Source organism: Kitasatospora sp. NPDC040550, from assembly GCF_055594965.1.
Genome location: NZ_JBVIWC010000002.1, coordinates 44,884 through 62,915, shown reverse-complemented (window position 1 = coordinate 62,915; position 18,032 = coordinate 44,884). Strand labels below are relative to the sequence as shown.

Sequence of the window (18,032 nt, the reverse complement as noted above, 5' to 3'; positions counted from 1 at the left end):
CTCCCCCCCCCCCTCTCCTCCCCCCCCCCCCCCCCCCCCCCTCCCCCCCCCCCCCCCCCCCCCCCCCCCCCCCCCCCCCCCCCCCCCCCCGCGCCGGAGACCCCGCGCAACGCCGACGGGGCGGCGACCCGAAGGTCACCGCCCCGCCGCACGGTCCCGACCGGCGGATCAGCCCGCCGACACCGGGAACGTCGGGTACTCGACGCCCGAGATGTACTGCACGACCCGGACGACCTGGCACGAGTAGCCGAACTCGTTGTCGTACCACAGGTAGAGGATCGCGTTGTCCCCGTCGACCTTGGTCGCACCGGCGTCCACGATCGAGGCGTGCCGCGACCCGATGAAGTCGCTGGACACCGCGTCGGGCGAGTCGGTGAAGTCGATCTGCCGCTTGAGCGGCGAGGTCAGCGAGATCTCGCGCAGGTGGTCCAGGACCTCCTCGCGGCTGGTCTCCCGCTTGAGCTGGAGGTTCAGGATCGCGATGGACACGTCCGGAACGGGCACCCGGATCGAGCTGCCGGTGATCTTCGCCTTGAGGTCCGGCAGCGCCTTGGCGACGGCCGAGGCGGCACCGGTCTCGGTGATCACCATGTTCAGCGGCGCCGAGCGGCCGCGACGGTCGGCCTTGTGGTAGTTGTCCAGCAGGTTCTGGTCGTTGGTGAACGAGTGGACCGTCTCGACGTGGCCGCGCACGACGCCGTACTCGTCCTCCATCGCCTTGAGCGGCGGGACGATCGCGTTGGTGGTGCAGGAGGCGCAGGAGATGATCTGCTCGTCCGGCTTGATCATGTCGTGGTTGACGCCGTGCACGATGTTCGGCACGTCGCCCTTGCCCGGGGCGGTCAACACGACCTTGGCGATGCCGGGGCGCAGGTGCTTGGACAGGCCCTCGCGGTCACGCCAGCGACCGGTGTTGTCGATCAGGATCGCGTCCTTGATCCCGTACTCCGTGTAGTCGACCTCGCTCGGGTCGTTGGAGTAGATCACCGTGATCTCGTTGCCGTTGACGACGATCTTGTTGTTCGCCTCGTCGACGGTGATCGTGCCCTGGAACTGGCCGTGGATCGAGTCCCGGCGCAGCAGCGAGGCGCGCTTGACCAGGTCGTCGCCGCCGCCGTTGCGCACGACGATGGCCTTGAGCCGCAGGCCGTTGCCCGAGGCCTTCTCGATCAGCAGCCGCGCGACCAGCCGGCCGATGCGGCCGAACCCGTACAGCACGACGTCCTGCGCGGACCGGCGCTCCAGCTTGTTCGCACCCGTGGCACCGGCGACGGCCTGAGCGGTGAACTCCGCCACCGACAGGCCCCGGTCGTCCGTCCGGTAGGCCGAGGCGAGCATCGCCAGGTCGATCTGCGAGGGGCCGAGGTCCAGGGTGGTCAGCGCGTCCAGGAACGGCATCGTCTCGGTGACCGAGAGCTCCTCGCCGGCTATCTGCCGGGCGAAGCGGTGCGTCTTGAGGATGCTGACCACCGACTTGTTCACCAGGGAACGGCTGTGGAGCAGGACCGTGACGTCCTTCTCCCGGTGCAGTCGCCCGATGATCGGGATCATCGACTCCGCGATCTCCTCGCGGTTCTTCCAGTCCGTGAACACGTCGTCGTTGACAGTCACAAGTCCATCTTTCGAGCTGAGGGTGTTGCCCACATGGTAGCTTCGCCCGCTTCCGGCCCGACGGCCGGTCCCTCCCCCGCCCCGCCGCCGCACCCCTCCCACCTGCGCGTTCCCCCGCCTCCCCGCCCCCAAAGGTGATCACCGCCACCCCCAAGTGCCCCAGTAGAGTGGGCGCATCGAAGATCCGGACGAGGCGCGAGGGGGCCCGGGTGGCGACGTTGGGGATGCACCGGGACTTCCTGATGGAGTTCGCGGCGCTGGAGCGGTCGGTGCAGCGGCGGGTCTTCGAGACCTTCGAGAAGTTCACCGGGGCCACCCACGCCGGCGCGCACCTGGAGAAGCTCACCCACCAGCGGGACCCGCGGATCCGGACCATCCGGATCACCGACTTCTGGCGCGGGGTCGTCCTCAAGGCCGACCGGGGCGACGGCTACCTGCTGCTCAAGGTGCTCCCCCACGACAAGGCCAACGACTGGGCGCTCAAGCACCGCGCCTCGGTGAACGCCGCCACCCAGGGCGTCGAGATCCGCAACGACGTCGCCCTGGAACGCGCCTCCGCCTCGCTGCGGGCCCGGGCCTCGGACGAGCCCCAGCGGCTCTTCGCCGACCGCTCCGACAAGGTCCTGCGCAGCCTGGGCATCGAGGAGGAGATCCTGCCGATCATCCGGCTGCTGCCCGACGAGGCACACCTGGAGGCGCTCCACCGGGTCCTGCCGGAGCAGCAGTTCGACGTGCTGATCGGCCTGGCCAGCGGGATGGAACCGGCCGAGATCGACCGCGAGATCGTCCAGGCGTACGCGCGGGCGGCGGACCCGGCGGGCACCGGGCGGCCCGGGGACGAGCTGGTCTCGGCGATGGCCCACGCCCGCGGCCGGGTCGCCCTGGTGTCCGGGCCCGAGGAGCTCCAGGAGATCCTGGAGCGCCCCTTCGACGCCTGGCGGATCTTCCTGCACCCGGCCCAGTACCGGATCGCCTACCGGGGTTCGTACCAGGGCCCGGCCCGGGTCACCGGCGGCCCCGGGACCGGCAAGACCGTGGTCGCCCTGCACCGGGCCTACCACCTGGCCCGCCGGCTGCCCGCCGACGCCCCCGACGGGTCGGTGCTGCTCACCACCTACACCAAGGACCTCGCCGCCGAACTGGAGCGCTGCCTGGGCCTGTTGATCACCGACGGGCGGATCCGGGCCAAGGTCCGGGTGGTCACCGTCGACGCCCTGGCGAACGAGGTGCTGCGCCGCTCGCTCGGCGGCGCCCCGTTGAAGATCCTGTTCAACCAGCGTGCGGTGCTGGCCCGTTGGCGCCGGGTCGGGCAGCGGCTCGGGGTCGACTTCACCGACGTCTTCCTGGACCAGGAGTGGCGCCAGGTCGTCCTGGCCCAGGCGATCGAGAGCCCGGAGCAGTACCTCAAGGCCCCGCGGACCGGCCGGGGCACCGCGCTCGGCCCCCTGCAACGGGCCCGACTGTGGCGCACGGTGGCCGCGTTCGAGGAGGAGCTGCGGCAGAGCGGGGAGCGGACCTTCCTCCAGGTCTGCGCGCACGCCGCCCGGGCCCTCGACGAACGGGACGAGCGCCCGTTCCGACACGTGGTGGTCGACGAGGCGCAGGACCTGCACCCCGCGCAGTGGCGCTTCCTGCGCGCACTCGCCGCCCCCGGACCGGACGACCTGTTCCTCGCCGGCGACCCCCACCAGCGGATCTACGGCAACAAGGTCTCGCTGCGCTCGCTCGGCATCCAGGTGGTCGGCCGGTCCGCCCGACTGCGCGTCAACTACCGCACCACGCACGAGATCCTGAGCTGGGCCGCCTCGCTGCTCACCGGCGAACGCCCGGACGACCTGGACGGCGGCGAGGAGTCCCTGGTCGGCTACCACTCGACCCTGCACGGCGCGCAGCCCGAGGCGCACGGCCACGCCGACCAGGCCGAGGAGCTCCGGGCCCTGGTCGCCCGGATCGGGGCGTGGACCGCCTCGGGGGTCGGCCCGGAGGACATCGGCGTCGCCACCCGCACCGCCCAACTCGGCCGCGACACCGCCCGGGCACTGGAGCAGGCCGGCACCCCGGCCCACCTGCTCGGCAGCGCGCCGGCCCCCGGCGTACGGATCGGCACCATGCACCGGATGAAGGGGCTGGAGTTCCGCTGCGTCGCCGTGGTGGGCGTCGGCGACGCCATGGTGCCCAACGTCAACGCGCTCACCCCGGAGGACACCGACCCGCAGCAGCACCGGGAGGACCTCAACGGGGAGCTGAACCTGCTGTTCGTGGCCTGCACCCGCGCCCGCGAGGCCCTCGCCGTCTCCTGGCACGGCGCCCCCAGCCGCTTCCTCGAACCGGTCGTCCCGGCCGAGCCGCTCGCCCGCTGACGCACGGCCCGGCCGAGGATTTGCCGGGGCTTCGGCGGGGTGGGGTAATGAGAGGCGACCGGTGTTTGGGTGTTCCCTCAGAGACCCGGGAGCGTGCGATGAGCGGTGGGCCGGAACCGATCAGTGCCGAGGGGCAGCGTGCCGTGCAGGAGGAGTTGGCGCAGCTGCGGGCGGAGCGGGGGGAGGTGGCCGCGACCCTGCGCGGGGAGGATCCGGTGGGGGACCGCGCCGACGCGGCGGACGAGTTGCAGCGGGCTTCGGACGTGACGCGGCTGGACCGGCGGATCGCCGAGTTGGAGGGGCGGCTGCGGGAGGCCGAGGTGGCCGGGGCGCCGTCCACGGACGTGATCGGGGTGGGCTCCACGGTCACCGTGCGGTTCTCCGACGGCGAGGAGGAGACCGTCGAGATCTCCGAGCTGGCCGAGGAGCGCGAGCTGACCCTGGTGACGTACGACAGCCCGCTCGGGAAGGCGCTGCTGGGCCGTCACGCCGGGGAGACGGTGAGCTACGAGACGCCGGGCGGCGCGGCGAGCGCGGTCGTGCTGGCGGTGGGGGCCGACGGCTAGCCGGGGCTTGCCCGGGGCCGTCCCGTTCGATCGGCCGCACCGATCGAACGACTGGTCCCACCTCTTTGACCTGCGACGATGCCGGACAGGACACTGGACGGGCGGCCCCCGGCCGCCGACTTCCCCGTCCGAGCGAACCGTCCGAGGAGACCCCGCACGTGCGCACCGCCCGCTGGATACCGGCCGCGGCCGCCGTGGCGGTCGCCGCCTGGGGCGCGAACCAGTTCACCGCGCTGGCGAGCGTCTACCGGGCGCACACGGACTGGTCGCCGGTGTCGCTGGCCGCGATGTTCTCGGTGTACCTGGTCGGACTGGTGCCCGGACTGCTGCTGGGCGGCCCGGCCGCGGACCGGTACGGGCGCCGGCGCACGGTGCGGGCCGGGCTCGCCCTGTCGGCGGCCGCCAGCGCGCTGCTGGCCCTGGCGGACCAGCCCACCGGGTACGTCGCCCGGCTGGCGACCGGCTTCGCGGCCGGGCTGGTGTTCCTGGCCGGGACGACCTGGCTGCGGGAGCTCTCCGGCCCCGGGACGCCGCCGGTGGCCTCCGCGCGCCGCGCGATGTACGCCACCGGGATCGGCTTCTCCGCCGGTGCGCTGGCCTCCGGCATCCTCTCGGAGTGGCTGCCCGATCCGACGGCCGTGCCCTGCCTCGCCCACGCCGCGGCCTGTCTGCTGGTCCTGCGGGCCACCGGCCGGGTCCCGGACACGGCGCCGGTGCGCCGCCCGGTCCGCCCCGCGGAGCACCACCGCGCGGCCGTGCGGCACCCCCGGTTCCGGTACGTCGTGCTGCCCGCCAGCCCCGCCGTCCTGGGCGCCGCGACCGTCGGCTACGTCGTGCTGCCGCCGCTGGTCGCCCACCATCTGCCCGGCTACGCACCGCTGTTCAGCGGTCTGGTGGCGGCCCTGACGCTCGCCATGGGGGTGCTCGCCCAGCCCTTCGCGGCCCGGCTGGACGACGCCGGGAGCGCCCGGGCCACCCTCACCGCGATGGCGACGGTGATCACCGGACTGCTGCTCGGCGCACTGGCCGCCGACCGCGACTCGGTGGGACTGGTGCTGGCCGCCGCCGTCGTGCTCGGCACCGGGTACGGGCTGACCCTCGGCGCGGGCCTGCACGAGGTGGAGCGGCTCACCGCGCCGAGTACCGGCCCCGACGCCGGGCGCGGCCCCACCGGCCCGACCTCCGCCGCGCTCTACCAGAGCACCACCTCCAGCGGCTTCCTCACCCCGCTGCTGCTGGCCGGCACGGCCGGACGCGCCTCCTACCCGGCGCTGCTGGTCGGCATGGCCGGGGTGGGCCTGCTCTGCCTGGCGGTCACCGGCGTCCACAGCCGCCGCCACCTGCCCGACCCCGGCGGCCGACCCGGCCCCGGCCCCCTGCCCGACCCCGGCGGCCGACCCGGGCACCCGGCCGGACCGGAAACGCGCGAGGATTCATCCGTACAGACCTGACCGACCGCGAGGCCGACCCGCGACCCACCCGAGGAGCCGACGACCATGGGCCGAGTGACCGTCCCCCGCAGGGTGCTGCGGCTGCGCAAGGGCGTGCCCTCGCACCGCCCCGACACCCTGGCCGCCGAGGAGCCGATGGAGATCCGGGTCGGCGGCCGTCCGCTCACGGTGACCATGCGCACCCCCGGCAGCGACTTCGACCTCGCGGCCGGCTTCCTGGTCAGCGAGGGCGTGCTGCACGCCGCCGACCACCTGGCCGGGATCCGCTACTGCGCCGGGGCCACCGCCGACGGCGGCAACACCTACAACGTGGTGGACGTGGCGCTCGCGGCCGGCGTGCCCGCCCCGGACGCCTCGCTGGAGCGCAACTTCTACACCACCTCCTCCTGCGGCCTGTGCGGCAAGGCCAGCCTGGACGCGGTGCGCACCACCGCGCCGTGGAGCGTCGCCGCGGACGGGCTGCGGATCACCCCCGCACTGCTGACCGCGCTGCCCGACCGGCTGCGCGCCGCCCAGAAGGTCTTCGACAGCACCGGCGGCCTGCACGCGGCCGGGCTGTTCGACGCGCAGGGCCGGCTGCTCTGCCTGCGCGAGGACGTGGGGCGGCACAACGCGGTGGACAAGGTGGTCGGCCACGCCCTGCGCGAGGGCCTGCTGCCGGCCCGGGGCACGGTGCTGATGGTCAGCGGCCGGGCCTCCTTCGAGCTGGTGCAGAAGGCGGTGATGGCCGGCATCCCGGCGCTCGCCGCCGTCTCCGCGCCGTCCTCGCTCGCGGTGGACCTGGCCGAGGAGAGCGGGCTGACCCTGGTCGGCTTCCTGCGCGGCGACTCGATGAACGTGTACACCCGCACCGACCGGATCGACCTGACCGATCCGACCGACCTCAGCGACCTGACCGGACTCCCCGACGCATCCGAGCCCGGCGCCGTCGACACCGAGACCGTCGCCGGGACCGAGGCCGGGACCGAGGCCGGGACCGCCGCCGAGGCCGACTAGATGCTGTTCCGCCAGCTCGAGTACCTGGTCGCCCTCGCCCGCGAGCAGCACTTCGCCCGCGCCGCCCAGGCCTGCCGGGTCTCCCAGCCGGCGCTGTCCGAGGCGCTGCGCAAGCTGGAGGACGAACTGGGGGTGCTGCTGGTGCGGCGCGGCCGGGCGTACCAGGGCCTGACCCCCGAGGGCGAGCGGATCGTGCGGTGGGCGCAGCGCATCCTGGCCGACCGGGACGCCCTGCGGGACGAGGTGGACGCACTGCGCACCGGGCTGAGCGGACGGCTGCGGATCGGCTCGGTGCCGACCGCCTCGGGCGCCGTCCCGCTGCTCACCGGGCCGTTCTGCACCGCCCACCCGCTGGCCGCCGTGGAGCTGTCCACTGACCTGCGCGCCGATGAACTCCTGCGCCAGGTGCGGAACTTCGAGATCGACGCGGGCCTCGGCTACCTCCCGGAGCAGGGCACCGAGGGCGTGCGCACCGTCCCGCTCTACGAGGAGCGGTACGTCCTGCTGACCGGCCCCGCCGACGGTCTCACCGGGCAGCCGCACGCCACCTGGACGGAGGCCTCCCGGCTGCCGCTGTGCCTGCTGCACCCGGGCATGCAGGGCCGCCGGGTGCTGGACGGGGTGTTCGCGGGACTCGGACTGGCGCCGGTGCCCCGGGTGGAGACCGACTCGGTGGGCTCGCTGTTCGCGCACGTGCGCAGCGGCCACTGGGCCAGCGTGGTGCCGTACGCCTGGCTGCACGTGTTCGGGGTGCCGCCCGGGATGCGGGCCGTCCCGCTGGTGGAGCCGGTGCACAGCACGCCGATCGTGCTGGTGACGGCGGCCCGGGAGCCGGGGTCGGTGATGGCCCGCGCCCTGCTGGAGGTGGCCCGGCGGACGGACCTGGCCGGGGTGCTGGGCGCCCTGCCGGAGCCGTAGCGGTTCGACGCGCGGGGGCCGACGGCCCGGCGTAGCGTCGAGCGGGACCCCCGAGGCCCTCACCCGTGCGACGGAAGGCGAGCACCGTGACCACCTCCGACGACGCCGTCGACGCCACCCGCCCCGAGCCGGAGGAGGTCGGCCCCTCCCCCGCCGCGCCGCCCCGCTTCGCGCCGTACCACCACCCCGCCGCGGGCTGGGGTGCGGCGAAGAGCGTCACCCGCTTCCTGGCCCGCGAGGGGGCGTACCTGGACGGCCCGCGGGCGGTCATGCGGATGAACCACGAGAGCGGTGGCTTCGACTGCCCGGGCTGCGCCTGGCCGGACGACACCAAGGGCCTGCACCTGGACATCTGCGAGAACGGCATCAAGCACGTCACCTGGGAGATGACCCGCAAGCGGGTCGGCCGGGAGTTCTTCGCCGCGCACTCGGTGACCGAGCTGTCCGAGTGGAGCGACTTCGCCCTGGAGGACCAGGGCCGGCTGACCGAGCCGATGGTGTACGACCCGGACACCGACCACTACCTGCCGATCAGCTGGAAGGAGGCGTTCGCCCTGGTCGGCCGCACCCTGCGGGGGCTGGACGACCCGAACCGGGCGGCGTTCTACACCTCCGGCCGGCTCGGCAACGAGGCGACGTTCCTCTACCAGCTGATGGCCCGCGAGCTGGGCACCAACAACCTCCCCGACTGCTCCAACATGTGCCACGAGGCCAGCGGACGGGCCCTCCAGGCGGCGCTGGGCACCGGGAAGGGGACGGTCGACCTCAAGGACTGGGAGGTCACCGACGCGCTGTTCATCCTGGGCGTCAACGCGGCCTCCAACGCGCCCCGGATGCTCACCTCGCTCGCCGAGGCCTTCAAGCGCGGCGCGCAGATCGTGCACGTCAACCCGCTGGTCGAGGCGGCGGCGACCCGGACGATCATCCCGCACGACTTCACCGACATGGCGCTGAACCGGGCGACCCGCACCAGCACGCTCAACCTCCAGCCGCGGATCGGCGGCGACATGGCGCTGCTGCGCGGCATGGCGAAGGCGCTCCTGGAGCAGTCGGCGGCCGACGACGGGGCGCTGGACCGGCTGTTCATCGAGCGGCACACCAGCGGCTTCGCGGCCTACCGGCGCGTCTGCGAGCAGACGCCCTGGGCGGAGCTGGAGCGCCAGAGCGGGCTGGGCCGGACGGAGATCCTCAAGGCGGCGCGGGTCTACCGCGAGGCCGACCGCTCGATCTTCAGCTGGTGCCTGGGCGTCACCCAGCACGAGCACGGGGTGGACACCGTGCGGGAGATCGTCAACCTGCTGCTGCTGCGCGGCAACCTGGGCCGGGAGGGGGCCGGGCCCTCGCCGGTTCGCGGGCACAGCAACGTCCAGGGCAACCGCACCTGCGGGATCGACCACCGGCCGGCCGACGCCTTCCTGGACCGGCTCGGCGCGGTCTGCCGGATCGACCCGCCGCGCGCCCACGGCCTGGACACGGTCGGGACGATCGAGGCGATGCGGCGCGGCGAGGTGACCGTCTTCGTCGGCATGGGCGGCAACTTCGCGCTCGCCGCCCCGGATTCCCCCTACACCTACCAGGCGCTGCGCGCCTGCGAGTTGACCGTCCAGGTGAGCACCAAGCTGAACCGCAGCCACCTGGTGCACGGCCGCCGGGCACTGATCCTGCCGTGCCTGGGCCGGACCGAGAAGGACCACCAGCGCGCCGGGGTGCAGTCCACCTCGGTCGAGGACTCGATGAGCATGGTGCACCTGTCGGTCGGCATGAAGCGCCCGGCCTCACCGCACCTGCTCTCCGAGCCCGCGATCGTCGCCGGGATGGCCCGCGCGGCCCTGCCGGACAGCCCCACCCCGTGGGAGTGGTACATCGAGGACTACGACCGGATCCGCGACACCATGGCCGAAGTACTGGACGGCTTCGAGGACTTCAACCGCCGGGTACGGCTGCCGCTGGGCTTCCGGATCAAGCAGCCCGCGCGCGAGCTGGTCTTCCTCACCCCCTCCGGCAAGGCCGAGTTCTCCGCCGCCGCGCTGCCCGACGTCGTCCCCGCGCCGGGCACCCTGGCGCTCGGCACGATGCGCTCGCACGACCAGTGGAACACCACCATCTACTCGGACGACGACCGCTACCGGGGCGTGAAGAACCTGCGCACCCTGGTCTTCCTCAACCCGGACGACATGCGCGAGCGCGGCATCGCCGAGTTCGACCCGGTGGACATCACCAGCACCGCCCGGGACGGCTCCACCCGCTCGGTGCACGGCTACCTGGCCGTCCCGTACGACATCCCGCGCGGCTGCGCGGCCGGGTACATGCCGGAGCTGAACGTGCTGTGCGCGATCGGCGACCACAGCACCCAGAGCGACCAGCCGATCATGAAGCACCTCAAGGTGACCGTCACCAAGGCCTAGGAGCAGCTACTCCGAGGGCTGGGGCGTCCAGCGGTGCAGGCCCTTGCGGTCGTAGTAGCGGGTCATCCCGAAGCCGAAGGCCAGGGCCAGCGCCACCCCGATGGCGATCATGACCCAGCCGCGGGCCAGCCCGGCGTCCGAGCGGGCGTCGAAGAAGAGGATCGCCCGGATGCCGTCGCTCAGCTGCCGCATCGGCTCGAAGACGGCCAGGAAGCGGTAGAAGCCGGGCACCGCCTGGAGCGGGACGGTCGCCCCGGAGGACGGCAGGGCGAGCGCGATGAACACGAACATGGACACCAGCTGCCCGATCCCGCCGAACGCGGCGTTGATCGCCTGCACGCCGAGGCCGACGGCGAGGCTGGCACAGTAGGCGAACACCCACAGCAGCGCCTGGTGCGGGGCGTCCATGCCGAGGATCCCGGCCGTGCAGAGCAGCACCAGGGAGGTGGTGACCAGCATGATCCCGGCGGTCATCAGCATCTTGAGCAGCAGGGTCTGGGTGCGGCTGATCGGGACGGTCGGGCGGCGGGTGTGCCAGGGGCCGATCTCGCTGTCGCTGTAGCCGAGCGCGGTGTCGACGCCGTTGTGGATGATGTTGCCGCCGATGAAGCCGGTCAGCACGGCGAGCAGAGTGAAGTAGAAGGCGCTCAGGCCGAGGCCGCTGTGACTGCCGATCGGGTGGCCGACCTGGGTGGTGACGGCGAACGGGTCGGCGAGCAGCAGTCGGGCGGTGGCACCGGTGTCCGGGCCCTGGGCGCCCGGGCCGCTCTGGGCCGGTACGGCGGCCAGCAGCCGCTGACCGGCCGCGACCGAGGCCTGGTGGGCGGCGTTCTGGGCGATCTGGGCGGCGATCGAGGAGCCGAGGCTGCCCAGGCCGGGGTTGGTGAGGACGGTGAGGGTGGGCCGGTGGGTGGCCCCGCCGGTGGCGAGCGCGGTGACGGCGGCGGTGAAGTCGGCGGGGACGAGCAGCACGCCGTAGACCTTGCCGGCGGCGAGCAGGTCGCGGGCGCCCGCGTCGTCGGTCTGGCGCCAGCGGACGGTGTCGTCCGGGGTCCCGGCCACCACGGCGCGGGTCAGCTGGGTGCCGAGGTTGACCGGCTGGCCGGGCGGCGGCGGGGCCTGGTCGGCGTTCACCAGGGCGATCGGCACCCGGTGCAGGTGCCCGGTCGGGTTGACGATGCCGCCCAGGTAGAGCAGCGAGAGCAGCGCGGCCACCAGGGCGCACAGGACGCCGGGGAAGAGCCAGAGCTTCGGGCGCCGGGCGAGCGCCAGCGCCCTCGCCCGCCGGGGAGCCCCCGGAGGTCCTGCGGTCTGGGAGCCTGCGGTCGCCATGCCACCCCTCAGCTGCGTGTGCGGGTACGGATCCGGCGGGAAGTCGTTCCGTCGTCACGTGGCGCTCAAACCCGCGCCACCCGGACGGACGTCACGCCTGGCGAAAGGTAAAGGTTCTACCAAGTACGCAAGTATCGCGCTCCCGCCGGTCTATGCTTCTGGAGGTTTGAAGAAGGCACCTCGTTCGGTGAGGCTTCTTCACGGACACAGGCCACTGATCCGACGACGTCGAGAGACGCCCAGGGTTAGGACAGATCTTCCCGACCTAAGGGTTGATCCGAAGTGGCTTCCGGCCCGAGCGGGTCGGACACGCCGTGGAGTGCCAAAGCTCTGACGAGTTGGGGTGAACCGGTGGCCGCTCCGCGCGCCGGTGAACTCCTTGCCGCGTCGATGACACGCACCACGGGGTGCGTCGACCGGGAGGAGGCGAGAGACATGGATTGCAGTAGTCCGGGCCACAGTAGCCCCTGCCCCCGCCTGTCCTCGTACACCTCCGGCATGCGGTAACAACCTTCCCTGCGCGTCCGTCTGACGGTACGTCAGCACCGCACCTGACGACACGTCCGCACCGCTCACCCCGCACGCGGCTGTGCCGTGCCCGCCCGGGCACGCCCCGCCGCGGGCCGGTGCGCCGTGCCCGCACGCAGGGGAGTCACTGCCGCGCGCCCCCATCACCCCGCCTGCCCCGGGGTCCACGGGAGGAACGTCATGACCACCAACGCCACACTCAACTCCACGATCCCGCAGCCGCGTTCGGCCGTCCTGGACGACGCCCACGTCGGCGACATCAAGGGTGCGCTCGGCACCATCAGGCTCGACGACGACGCACCGCGCCAGGGCCTGTCGGCGAGACTCAAGACCCTGCTGGCGATCGTCGGCCCCGGCCTGATCGTGATGGTCGGCGACAACGACGCCGGTGCCTTCTCCACCTACGGCCAGGCCGGCCAGAACTACGGCACCCAGCTGCTGTGGACGCTGGCCCTGCTGATCCCCGTCCTCTACGTCAACCAGGAGATGGTGCTGCGCCTGGGCGCGGTCACCGGCGTCGGCCACGCCCGGCTGATCCTGGAGCGGTTCGGCAAGTTCTGGGGCGCGTTCAGCGTCATCGACCTGTTCCTGCTCAACGCGCTGACCCTGGTCACCGAGTTCATCGGCGTCACGCTGGCGGCCGGCTACCTGGGCCTGCCCAAGGTCGCCTCGGTGGTGCTGGCGGCGGCGATCATCATCGCCTCGGCCTTCACCGGCTCCTTCCAGCGCTTCGAGCGGGTCGCGGTGACCCTGTGCATAGGCTCGCTGCTGCTGGTGCCGATCTACTTCATGGTCCACCCGAAGACCTCGCAGCTGGCCCACGACTTCGTGGTGCCGCAGATGCCGGGCGGCGCGGGTGAGTTGGCCGCGGTCATGCTGGTGATCATCTCGATCGTCGGCACCACCGTCGCCCCCTGGCAGCTGTTCTTCCAGCAGTCGTACGTCATCGACAAGCGGATCACCCCCCGCTTCATGAAGTACGAGAAGGCCGACCTCTGGATCGGCATCGCGATCGTGATCATCGGCGCCGCCGCCATGATGGGCTTCACCGCCGCCGCCTTCGCCGGCACCGACGGCTTCGGCCAGTTCTCCGACGCCGGGGCCGTCGCCCAGGGCATCGCGGACAAGGCCGGCCACCTGGCGGGCGTGCTGTTCGCCATCGCCCTGCTGGACGCCTCGATCATCGGCGCCTTCGCCGTCTCGCTCTCCACCGCCTACGCCATCGGCGACGTCCTCGGCATCAAGCACTCCCTGCACCGCGGGGTCAAGGGCGCCAAGGGCTTCTACGCCGTCTACGCCGGCCTGGTGATCGCCGCGGCCGCCATCACCCTGCTGTCCACCGGGTACATGCAGGGCCTGATGACCCAGTTCGTCCAGGTGCTGGCCGGGGTGCTGCTGCCCTCCGCCACCGTCTTCCTGCTGCTGCTCTGCAACGACAAGGCCGTGCTCGGCCCCTGGGTGAACGGTCCCAGGACCAACGCCTTCACCGCCGCCGTGGTCGGCGTGCTGGTCACGCTGTCGCTGATCCTCACCGCGGCCGTCGTCTGGCCGGACATCAGCTCGGACGCGATCCTGCGGATCATGGCCGGCTGCGGAGTGGCGGGCGTCCTGGTCGCCGGGTACTCCTTCCTCTCCGGCCGTCGCGGCACCAAGGAGGACCCCATCGACCGCACCGGCCGGGAGGACTGGCGGATGCCCCCGCTGGAGACCCTGGAGAAGCCGGTGATGTCCACCGCCCGCAAGGTCGGCATGGGTGCCCTGCGCGCCTACCTGCTGGTCGCGATGGTGATGGTGATCGTCAAGATCGTCCAGACCGCCCTGAACCACTGACGCCGAACCACTGACGCCGAACCACTGACCCGGCCGCCGGGGCGGCACCCTCGCCGGCCCCACTGGCTCCGCCGCCTGAGTTTTACCTCAATTCCCGCGCCCATCAGCGCAGTTGTTCACATTCATCGTCCTGTCACGGAGGTGACCAGCCATGTCCATCGTTGCCGCGTTCCGGCCCGCCCTTCCCTCCTCCGACCCCGGCCGACTGCGCGCCGCCCTCGCCGCGGTGGGCCGACGGCTGGCCGCCGGCCCGCTCGACAACACCGTCCTGCGCGCCGTCGGCACCCGGGCCCCGAGCCTGCCGAACGACCGGCCCGCCCGGCTGCGGGCCGGCTGGCACTCCGTCACCGGCCCGGACGGGACGACCCGCCTGGAAGCCTCCTGGCACCCCGGCCGCTGACCGGCCCCTTCCCTTCCCTCCCCGCCTCGTACCTCTCCGGCTTCGACCCGACGAAGGAGCATCCGCCATGGCCGTGCGCTACCGCAGGCTCGACGCCATCTTCTCGGACCACAGCGCCTCCGCCCTGCGGCCCGTCCCCACCGCACCGCCCGCCCTCAGCCCGGACCCCGGCCTGGTGGTCGACCCCGAGCAGCGCACCGTCACCGTCGACGGCCAGCAACTCGCCCTGCCGTACCTGGAGTTCGAACTGCTCGCCCACCTGGTCGGCAACCCGCTGCGGGTGCACTCCCGCCGCCAGCTGATGGAATCCGTCTGGGGCCGGCCGGCCACCGGCGACACCCGCACCATCGCCACCCACATCGCCCGGATCCGCCGCAAGCTCGGCCCCGGCCACCGGGAGGCGATCGCCACCGTCCGGCAGATCGGCTACAAGTACGACCCCCGGCTGGTCCGCGCCGCCTGAGGCCGGTGCCGCCGCAGCGCCCCGCTCGCCGGGGTGCCGTTCACCGCCGACACCACCGAAGGAGGACACCGCATGACCAGAACCGCCCTGTTCCCCTGGACGAGCCGAGGTACAGCGCTCTGCGTCGTCATGCTCCTCCTGGCCCTCCAGGTCGCCGCCCTCGGCGTCGCCCCCGCCCCGCTGCGGCTCTTCCTCTCCGGCGTGCTCATCGGCGCCTCGGTCGTCGGACTGCTGCTCGCCCTGCTGCTGGCCCACGGCCGGCAGCGGGCGGGCCGGCCGACCGCCGCCCGGGCCGCCACCGTCGCGGCCGCCGCCGTCGCGGTCGCCGCCGGGGACGACGACACCCAGTGGTTCAGCGCCCGCTCGCTGGAGGGCTTCCCGATGGAGCAGGTCCGCCCGCTCCTGCTCGGCCCCGACGCCCCCGGCCTCAACCGGCTCTACACCGCCTGGGTGTTCGCCGCCCACGGGCACGACCCGCAGTGGATCGCCCACCACCTGGGCCTGCCCACCCCGACCGCCCGACTGCTGGTCACCGCGGCCCGGCAGCACGCCACGTCCATCCCGTCCGACCCCTCCGAGAGGAAGCCGCAGTGATCACGGCCCTCGACCACGTCCAGCTCTCCGCGCCACCCGGCAGCGAGGCCCTGCTCCGCGCCTTCTACGGCGACGTCCTGCAGATGGCCGAGATCCCCAAGCCCCAGCCGCTCACCGGCCGCGGCGGCTGCTGGTTCGCCGCCGACGGCGGCCGGGTCCGGCTCTACCTCGGCATCGAGGAGCGCTTCCGCCCCAGCACCAAGGCCCACCCCGGCATGGCCGTCTGCGAGATCGGGGACTTCGCCGACCGGCTCGCCGAACTCGGCGCCCAGGTCGTCTGGGACGACACCCTCCCGCCCCGACGACGCTTCTACACCACCGACCCGGTCGGCAACCTCCTGGAGTTCGTCGAGGCAGCCGAGCAGCCGGCGGCCTGACCGACACCCGCCACCGATTCATCGGGGCTCTTCCGCCCCAACGTGCGGGGGGGGGGGGAGAGAGAGACCGAACCCGCGCGTACGAGGGTCGGGTGGACCGATCCGCGTCGAGGCGGCACGGCGCCTTGGTCGGCGATCACCGGTCACCAGGACTGTTGCTAACGTGTGAGCCATGGTGGCCGGCGGTTGCCGCCGGTGGAGACGGTGCAGGACCTCAACGGAGCACTCCGGGCGGGCGGTCGCCGATGAAGCAGGAAGTCGTCCCACCGCAGCGCACAAGCGCAGCGGCTCAGCCGCGAGGCTGAGGGGAAGTCCTCTCCTTCGGGAGGGGAGGAAGTCGATTGCGGACGGACGTCAGAAGGGAGCGGACTGCCCGGGTTCGCGCCGGAGGTCCCCGTCATGTCCTACCCGAAGTCCGCCCCGGACCCGACCCGGGGCCCACGGCCGCCCCGGACCGCGGGCCGCCCGCCCCGGACGGGCCGGGTGGCCCTGGCGGGCCGGGCCGCCCGGGCGGGCTGGGCGGACGTGGTCGTGGCCGCCGCCGTCCTGGTCCTGCTCTACCTCGCCCTGCGGGTCGGACAGGGCACCACCGTACGGTTCTCCACCGCGCGCGACGCCGCCGTGGACACCGACCCGGCCCGGCTGCCCTACGACGCGGCGCGCTCGCTGCTGCGGATGTTCGCCGCGCTGGTCGTGTCGATCGGCTTCACCTTCGGCTACGCCTACGCCGCCGCCCGCAGCCGCCGGCTGGAACGGGTGCTGATCCCCGCGCTGGACATCCTCCAGTCGGTGCCGGTGCTCGCCTTCCTGACCGTCGCCGTCACCGGCTTCCTCGCCCTGTTCCCCGGCTCCGAACTCGGGCTGGAGTGCGCGGCCGTGTTCGCCATCTTCACGTCCCAGGCGTGGAACATGACCTTCGGCTTCTACCACTCGCTGGTCTCGCTGCCGCGCGAACTCGACGAGCTGTCCCGCTCCTTCCGGTTCAGCCGGTGGATGCGGTTCTGGAAGGTCGAGCTGCCCTCCGGCATGATCGGCCTGGTCTGGAACGGCATGCTCAGCTTCGGCGGCGGCTGGTTCTTCCTGGTCGCCTCCGAGGCGATCAGCGTCGACAACCAGCGCTACGCCCTGCCCGGGGTCGGCTCCTACGCGGGCGCCGCCATCGCCGCCGGCGACCTCGGCCGGGTCGGCTGGGCGATCGCCACCATGGCCGTCCTGGTCCTCGGCGTGAACTTCCTGTTCTGGCGGCCGCTCACCGCCTGGGCCGAACGCTTCAAGAACGAGCAGTCCGAGGCCACCGAGGTGCAGCGCTCCGTCGTGCTCGCCCTGCTGCGCCGCTCCCGACTGCCCGGCCTGCTCGGCCGGGCGCTGCGCCCCCTCGGCCGGGCCCTGGACCGGGCCGGACGGGTCTTCGGCACCGACGACCGGCCGCTCGCCGTCAGCCGCACCCGGCAGCGCACCGGCGACCTCCTCTTCGCCGTCGTCTCCGGCGGCATCGTGCTCTGGGGCCTGGTCGACCTCGGCCGCTACCTCACCGGAACCACCGGCCTCGGCGTCTTCGGCGAACCCCTGCTGCTCGGCCTGGCCACCCTGGCCCGCGTCGTGGTGCTGGTCGCGGTCGCCACCGTCGTCTGGGTGCCGATCGGCGTGCGGATCGGCTTCTCGCCCCGGCTGACCAGGATCGCCCAGCCCCTGGTCCAGGTGCTCGCCAGCTTCCCCGCCAACTTCCTGTTCCCGCTGGTGGTCTGGCTGCTGCTGCGCACCGGCCTGTCGATCGACCTCGGCGGCGTGCTGCTGATGGCCCTCGGCGCCCAGTGGTACATCCTGTTCAACGCCATCGCCGGCGCCATGGCCATCCCCAGCGACCTGCGCGAGGCCATGGACAACCTCGGCGTGCGCGGACTGCAACGCTGGCGGCGGCTCATCGCCCCCGGCATCTTCCCGGCGTACGTCACCGGCGGCATCACCGCCTCCGGCGGCGCCTGGAACGCCTCCATCGTCTCCGAGGTGGTCACCTTCGGCGGCACCACCCTCACCGCCACCGGCCTCGGCGCGTACATCGCCCGAGCCACCGAACGCGGCGACCACCCGCACCTGCTCGCCGGGGTCGCGGTGATGAGCCTGTACGTCGTCGCCCTCAACCGCCTGGTCTGGCGCCGGTTGTACCGGCTGGCCGAACGCCGTTACTCGCTCCAGTGAGGTTC

The 18,032-nt window shown here is 73.0% G+C and carries 14 protein-coding genes and 1 riboswitch; of the genes, 12 read left to right on the top strand and 2 right to left on the bottom strand.

The features are described from left to right. Positions 1-168 precede the first annotated feature (168 nt). Positions 169-1,611: a glyceraldehyde-3-phosphate dehydrogenase gene (locus ACZ58X_RS03080; RefSeq protein ID WP_470331940.1), complete on the bottom strand. Its 1,443-nt coding sequence runs from the start codon at positions 1,609-1,611 to the stop codon at positions 169-171. A 209-nt stretch (positions 1,612-1,820) separates the two neighbouring features. On the opposite strand from ACZ58X_RS03080, the gene ACZ58X_RS03075 reads away from it, so the two are divergent. The 6 genes from ACZ58X_RS03075 (at position 1,821) to ACZ58X_RS03050 (ending at position 10,307) form a co-directional block, all read left to right on the top strand. Then, a complete protein-coding gene (locus tag ACZ58X_RS03075) occupies positions 1,821-3,971 on the top strand; it encodes a UvrD-helicase domain-containing protein (RefSeq protein WP_470331939.1) in 2,151 nt (716 codons plus the stop codon). A gap of 98 nt (positions 3,972-4,069) precedes the next feature. Further along, entirely contained in the window at positions 4,070-4,537 is a 468-nt protein-coding gene (locus ACZ58X_RS03070; protein ID WP_470331938.1) for a GreA/GreB family elongation factor, read from the top strand. Between the two features lie 158 nt (positions 4,538-4,695). After that, on the top strand, positions 4,696-5,988 hold the full coding sequence (locus tag ACZ58X_RS03065; RefSeq protein WP_470331937.1) for an MFS transporter: 1,293 nt from the start codon (positions 4,696-4,698) through the stop codon (positions 5,986-5,988). 45 nt (positions 5,989-6,033) lie between these two features. Next, positions 6,034-6,984: a formate dehydrogenase accessory sulfurtransferase FdhD gene (gene fdhD / locus ACZ58X_RS03060; RefSeq protein ID WP_470331936.1), complete on the top strand. Its 951-nt coding sequence runs from the start codon at positions 6,034-6,036 to the stop codon at positions 6,982-6,984. Then, positions 6,985-7,902, top strand: a complete 918-nt coding sequence (locus ACZ58X_RS03055) for a LysR family transcriptional regulator (protein WP_470331935.1) — start codon at positions 6,985-6,987, stop codon at positions 7,900-7,902. It abuts the gene before it with no gap. 86 nt (positions 7,903-7,988) lie between these two features. After that, positions 7,989-10,307 (top strand): FdhF/YdeP family oxidoreductase, encoded by a 2,319-nt coding sequence (locus ACZ58X_RS03050; RefSeq protein ID WP_470331934.1) that lies wholly within the window; start codon positions 7,989-7,991, stop codon positions 10,305-10,307. Positions 10,308-10,313: 6 nt separating this feature from the next. On the opposite strand, the gene ACZ58X_RS03045 is transcribed toward ACZ58X_RS03050, so the two are convergent. Further along, positions 10,314-11,639 carry a YhgE/Pip domain-containing protein gene (locus tag ACZ58X_RS03045; RefSeq protein ID WP_470331933.1) on the bottom strand — a complete coding sequence of 442 codons (1,326 nt, stop codon included), beginning with the start codon at positions 11,637-11,639 and terminating at the stop codon, positions 10,314-10,316. Positions 11,640-11,811: 172 nt separating this feature from the next. Next, positions 11,812-11,989: riboswitch (M-box (ykoK) riboswitch) on the top strand. 358 nt (positions 11,990-12,347) lie between these two features. On the opposite strand from ACZ58X_RS03045, the gene ACZ58X_RS03040 reads away from it, so the two are divergent. The 6 genes from ACZ58X_RS03040 (at position 12,348) to ACZ58X_RS03015 (ending at position 18,027) form a co-directional block, all read left to right on the top strand. Beyond that, on the top strand, positions 12,348-13,997 hold the full coding sequence (locus ACZ58X_RS03040) for an NRAMP family divalent metal transporter (protein ID WP_470331932.1): 1,650 nt from the start codon (positions 12,348-12,350) through the stop codon (positions 13,995-13,997). Between the two features lie 151 nt (positions 13,998-14,148). Then, positions 14,149-14,397, top strand: coding sequence for a hypothetical protein (locus ACZ58X_RS03035; protein ID WP_470331931.1), 249 nt, complete (start codon positions 14,149-14,151; stop codon positions 14,395-14,397). Between the two features lie 67 nt (positions 14,398-14,464). Further along, positions 14,465-14,860: a winged helix-turn-helix domain-containing protein gene (locus ACZ58X_RS03030; protein WP_470331930.1), complete on the top strand. Its 396-nt coding sequence runs from the start codon at positions 14,465-14,467 to the stop codon at positions 14,858-14,860. A 72-nt stretch (positions 14,861-14,932) separates the two neighbouring features. After that, positions 14,933-15,454: a hypothetical protein gene (locus ACZ58X_RS03025; RefSeq protein WP_470331929.1), complete on the top strand. Its 522-nt coding sequence runs from the start codon at positions 14,933-14,935 to the stop codon at positions 15,452-15,454. After that, entirely contained in the window at positions 15,451-15,831 is a 381-nt protein-coding gene (locus tag ACZ58X_RS03020) for a VOC family protein (protein ID WP_470331928.1), read from the top strand. Before ACZ58X_RS03025 ends, ACZ58X_RS03020 begins: the two co-directional genes overlap by 4 nt. 399 nt (positions 15,832-16,230) lie before the next feature. Next, complete coding sequence (locus ACZ58X_RS03015) at positions 16,231-18,027, top strand: ABC transporter permease (RefSeq protein WP_470331927.1); 1,797 nt, start codon at positions 16,231-16,233, stop codon at positions 18,025-18,027. The last annotated feature ends 5 nt before the right edge of the window (positions 18,028-18,032 follow it).

Bases quoted from the DNA above. Each gene is read 5' to 3' on its own strand.
- ACZ58X_RS03070 (WP_470331938.1), top strand. From the start codon at position 4,070: ATGAGCGGTGGGCCGGAACCGATCAGTGCCGAGGGGCAGCGTGCCGTG.
- ACZ58X_RS03035 (WP_470331931.1), top strand. From the start codon at position 14,149: ATGTCCATCGTTGCCGCGTTCCGGCCCGCCCTTCCCTCCTCCGACCCC.
- ACZ58X_RS03030 (WP_470331930.1), top strand. From the start codon at position 14,465: ATGGCCGTGCGCTACCGCAGGCTCGACGCCATCTTCTCGGACCACAGC.
- ACZ58X_RS03025 (WP_470331929.1), top strand. From the start codon at position 14,933: ATGACCAGAACCGCCCTGTTCCCCTGGACGAGCCGAGGTACAGCGCTC.
- ACZ58X_RS03015 (WP_470331927.1), top strand. From the start codon at position 16,231: ATGTCCTACCCGAAGTCCGCCCCGGACCCGACCCGGGGCCCACGGCCG.
- ACZ58X_RS03045 (WP_470331933.1), bottom strand. From the start codon at position 11,639: ATGGCGACCGCAGGCTCCCAGACCGCAGGACCTCCGGGGGCTCCCCGG.
- ACZ58X_RS03055 (WP_470331935.1), top strand. From the start codon at position 6,985: ATGCTGTTCCGCCAGCTCGAGTACCTGGTCGCCCTCGCCCGCGAGCAG.
- ACZ58X_RS03040 (WP_470331932.1), top strand. From the start codon at position 12,348: ATGACCACCAACGCCACACTCAACTCCACGATCCCGCAGCCGCGTTCG.
- fdhD (WP_470331936.1), top strand. From the start codon at position 6,034: ATGGGCCGAGTGACCGTCCCCCGCAGGGTGCTGCGGCTGCGCAAGGGC.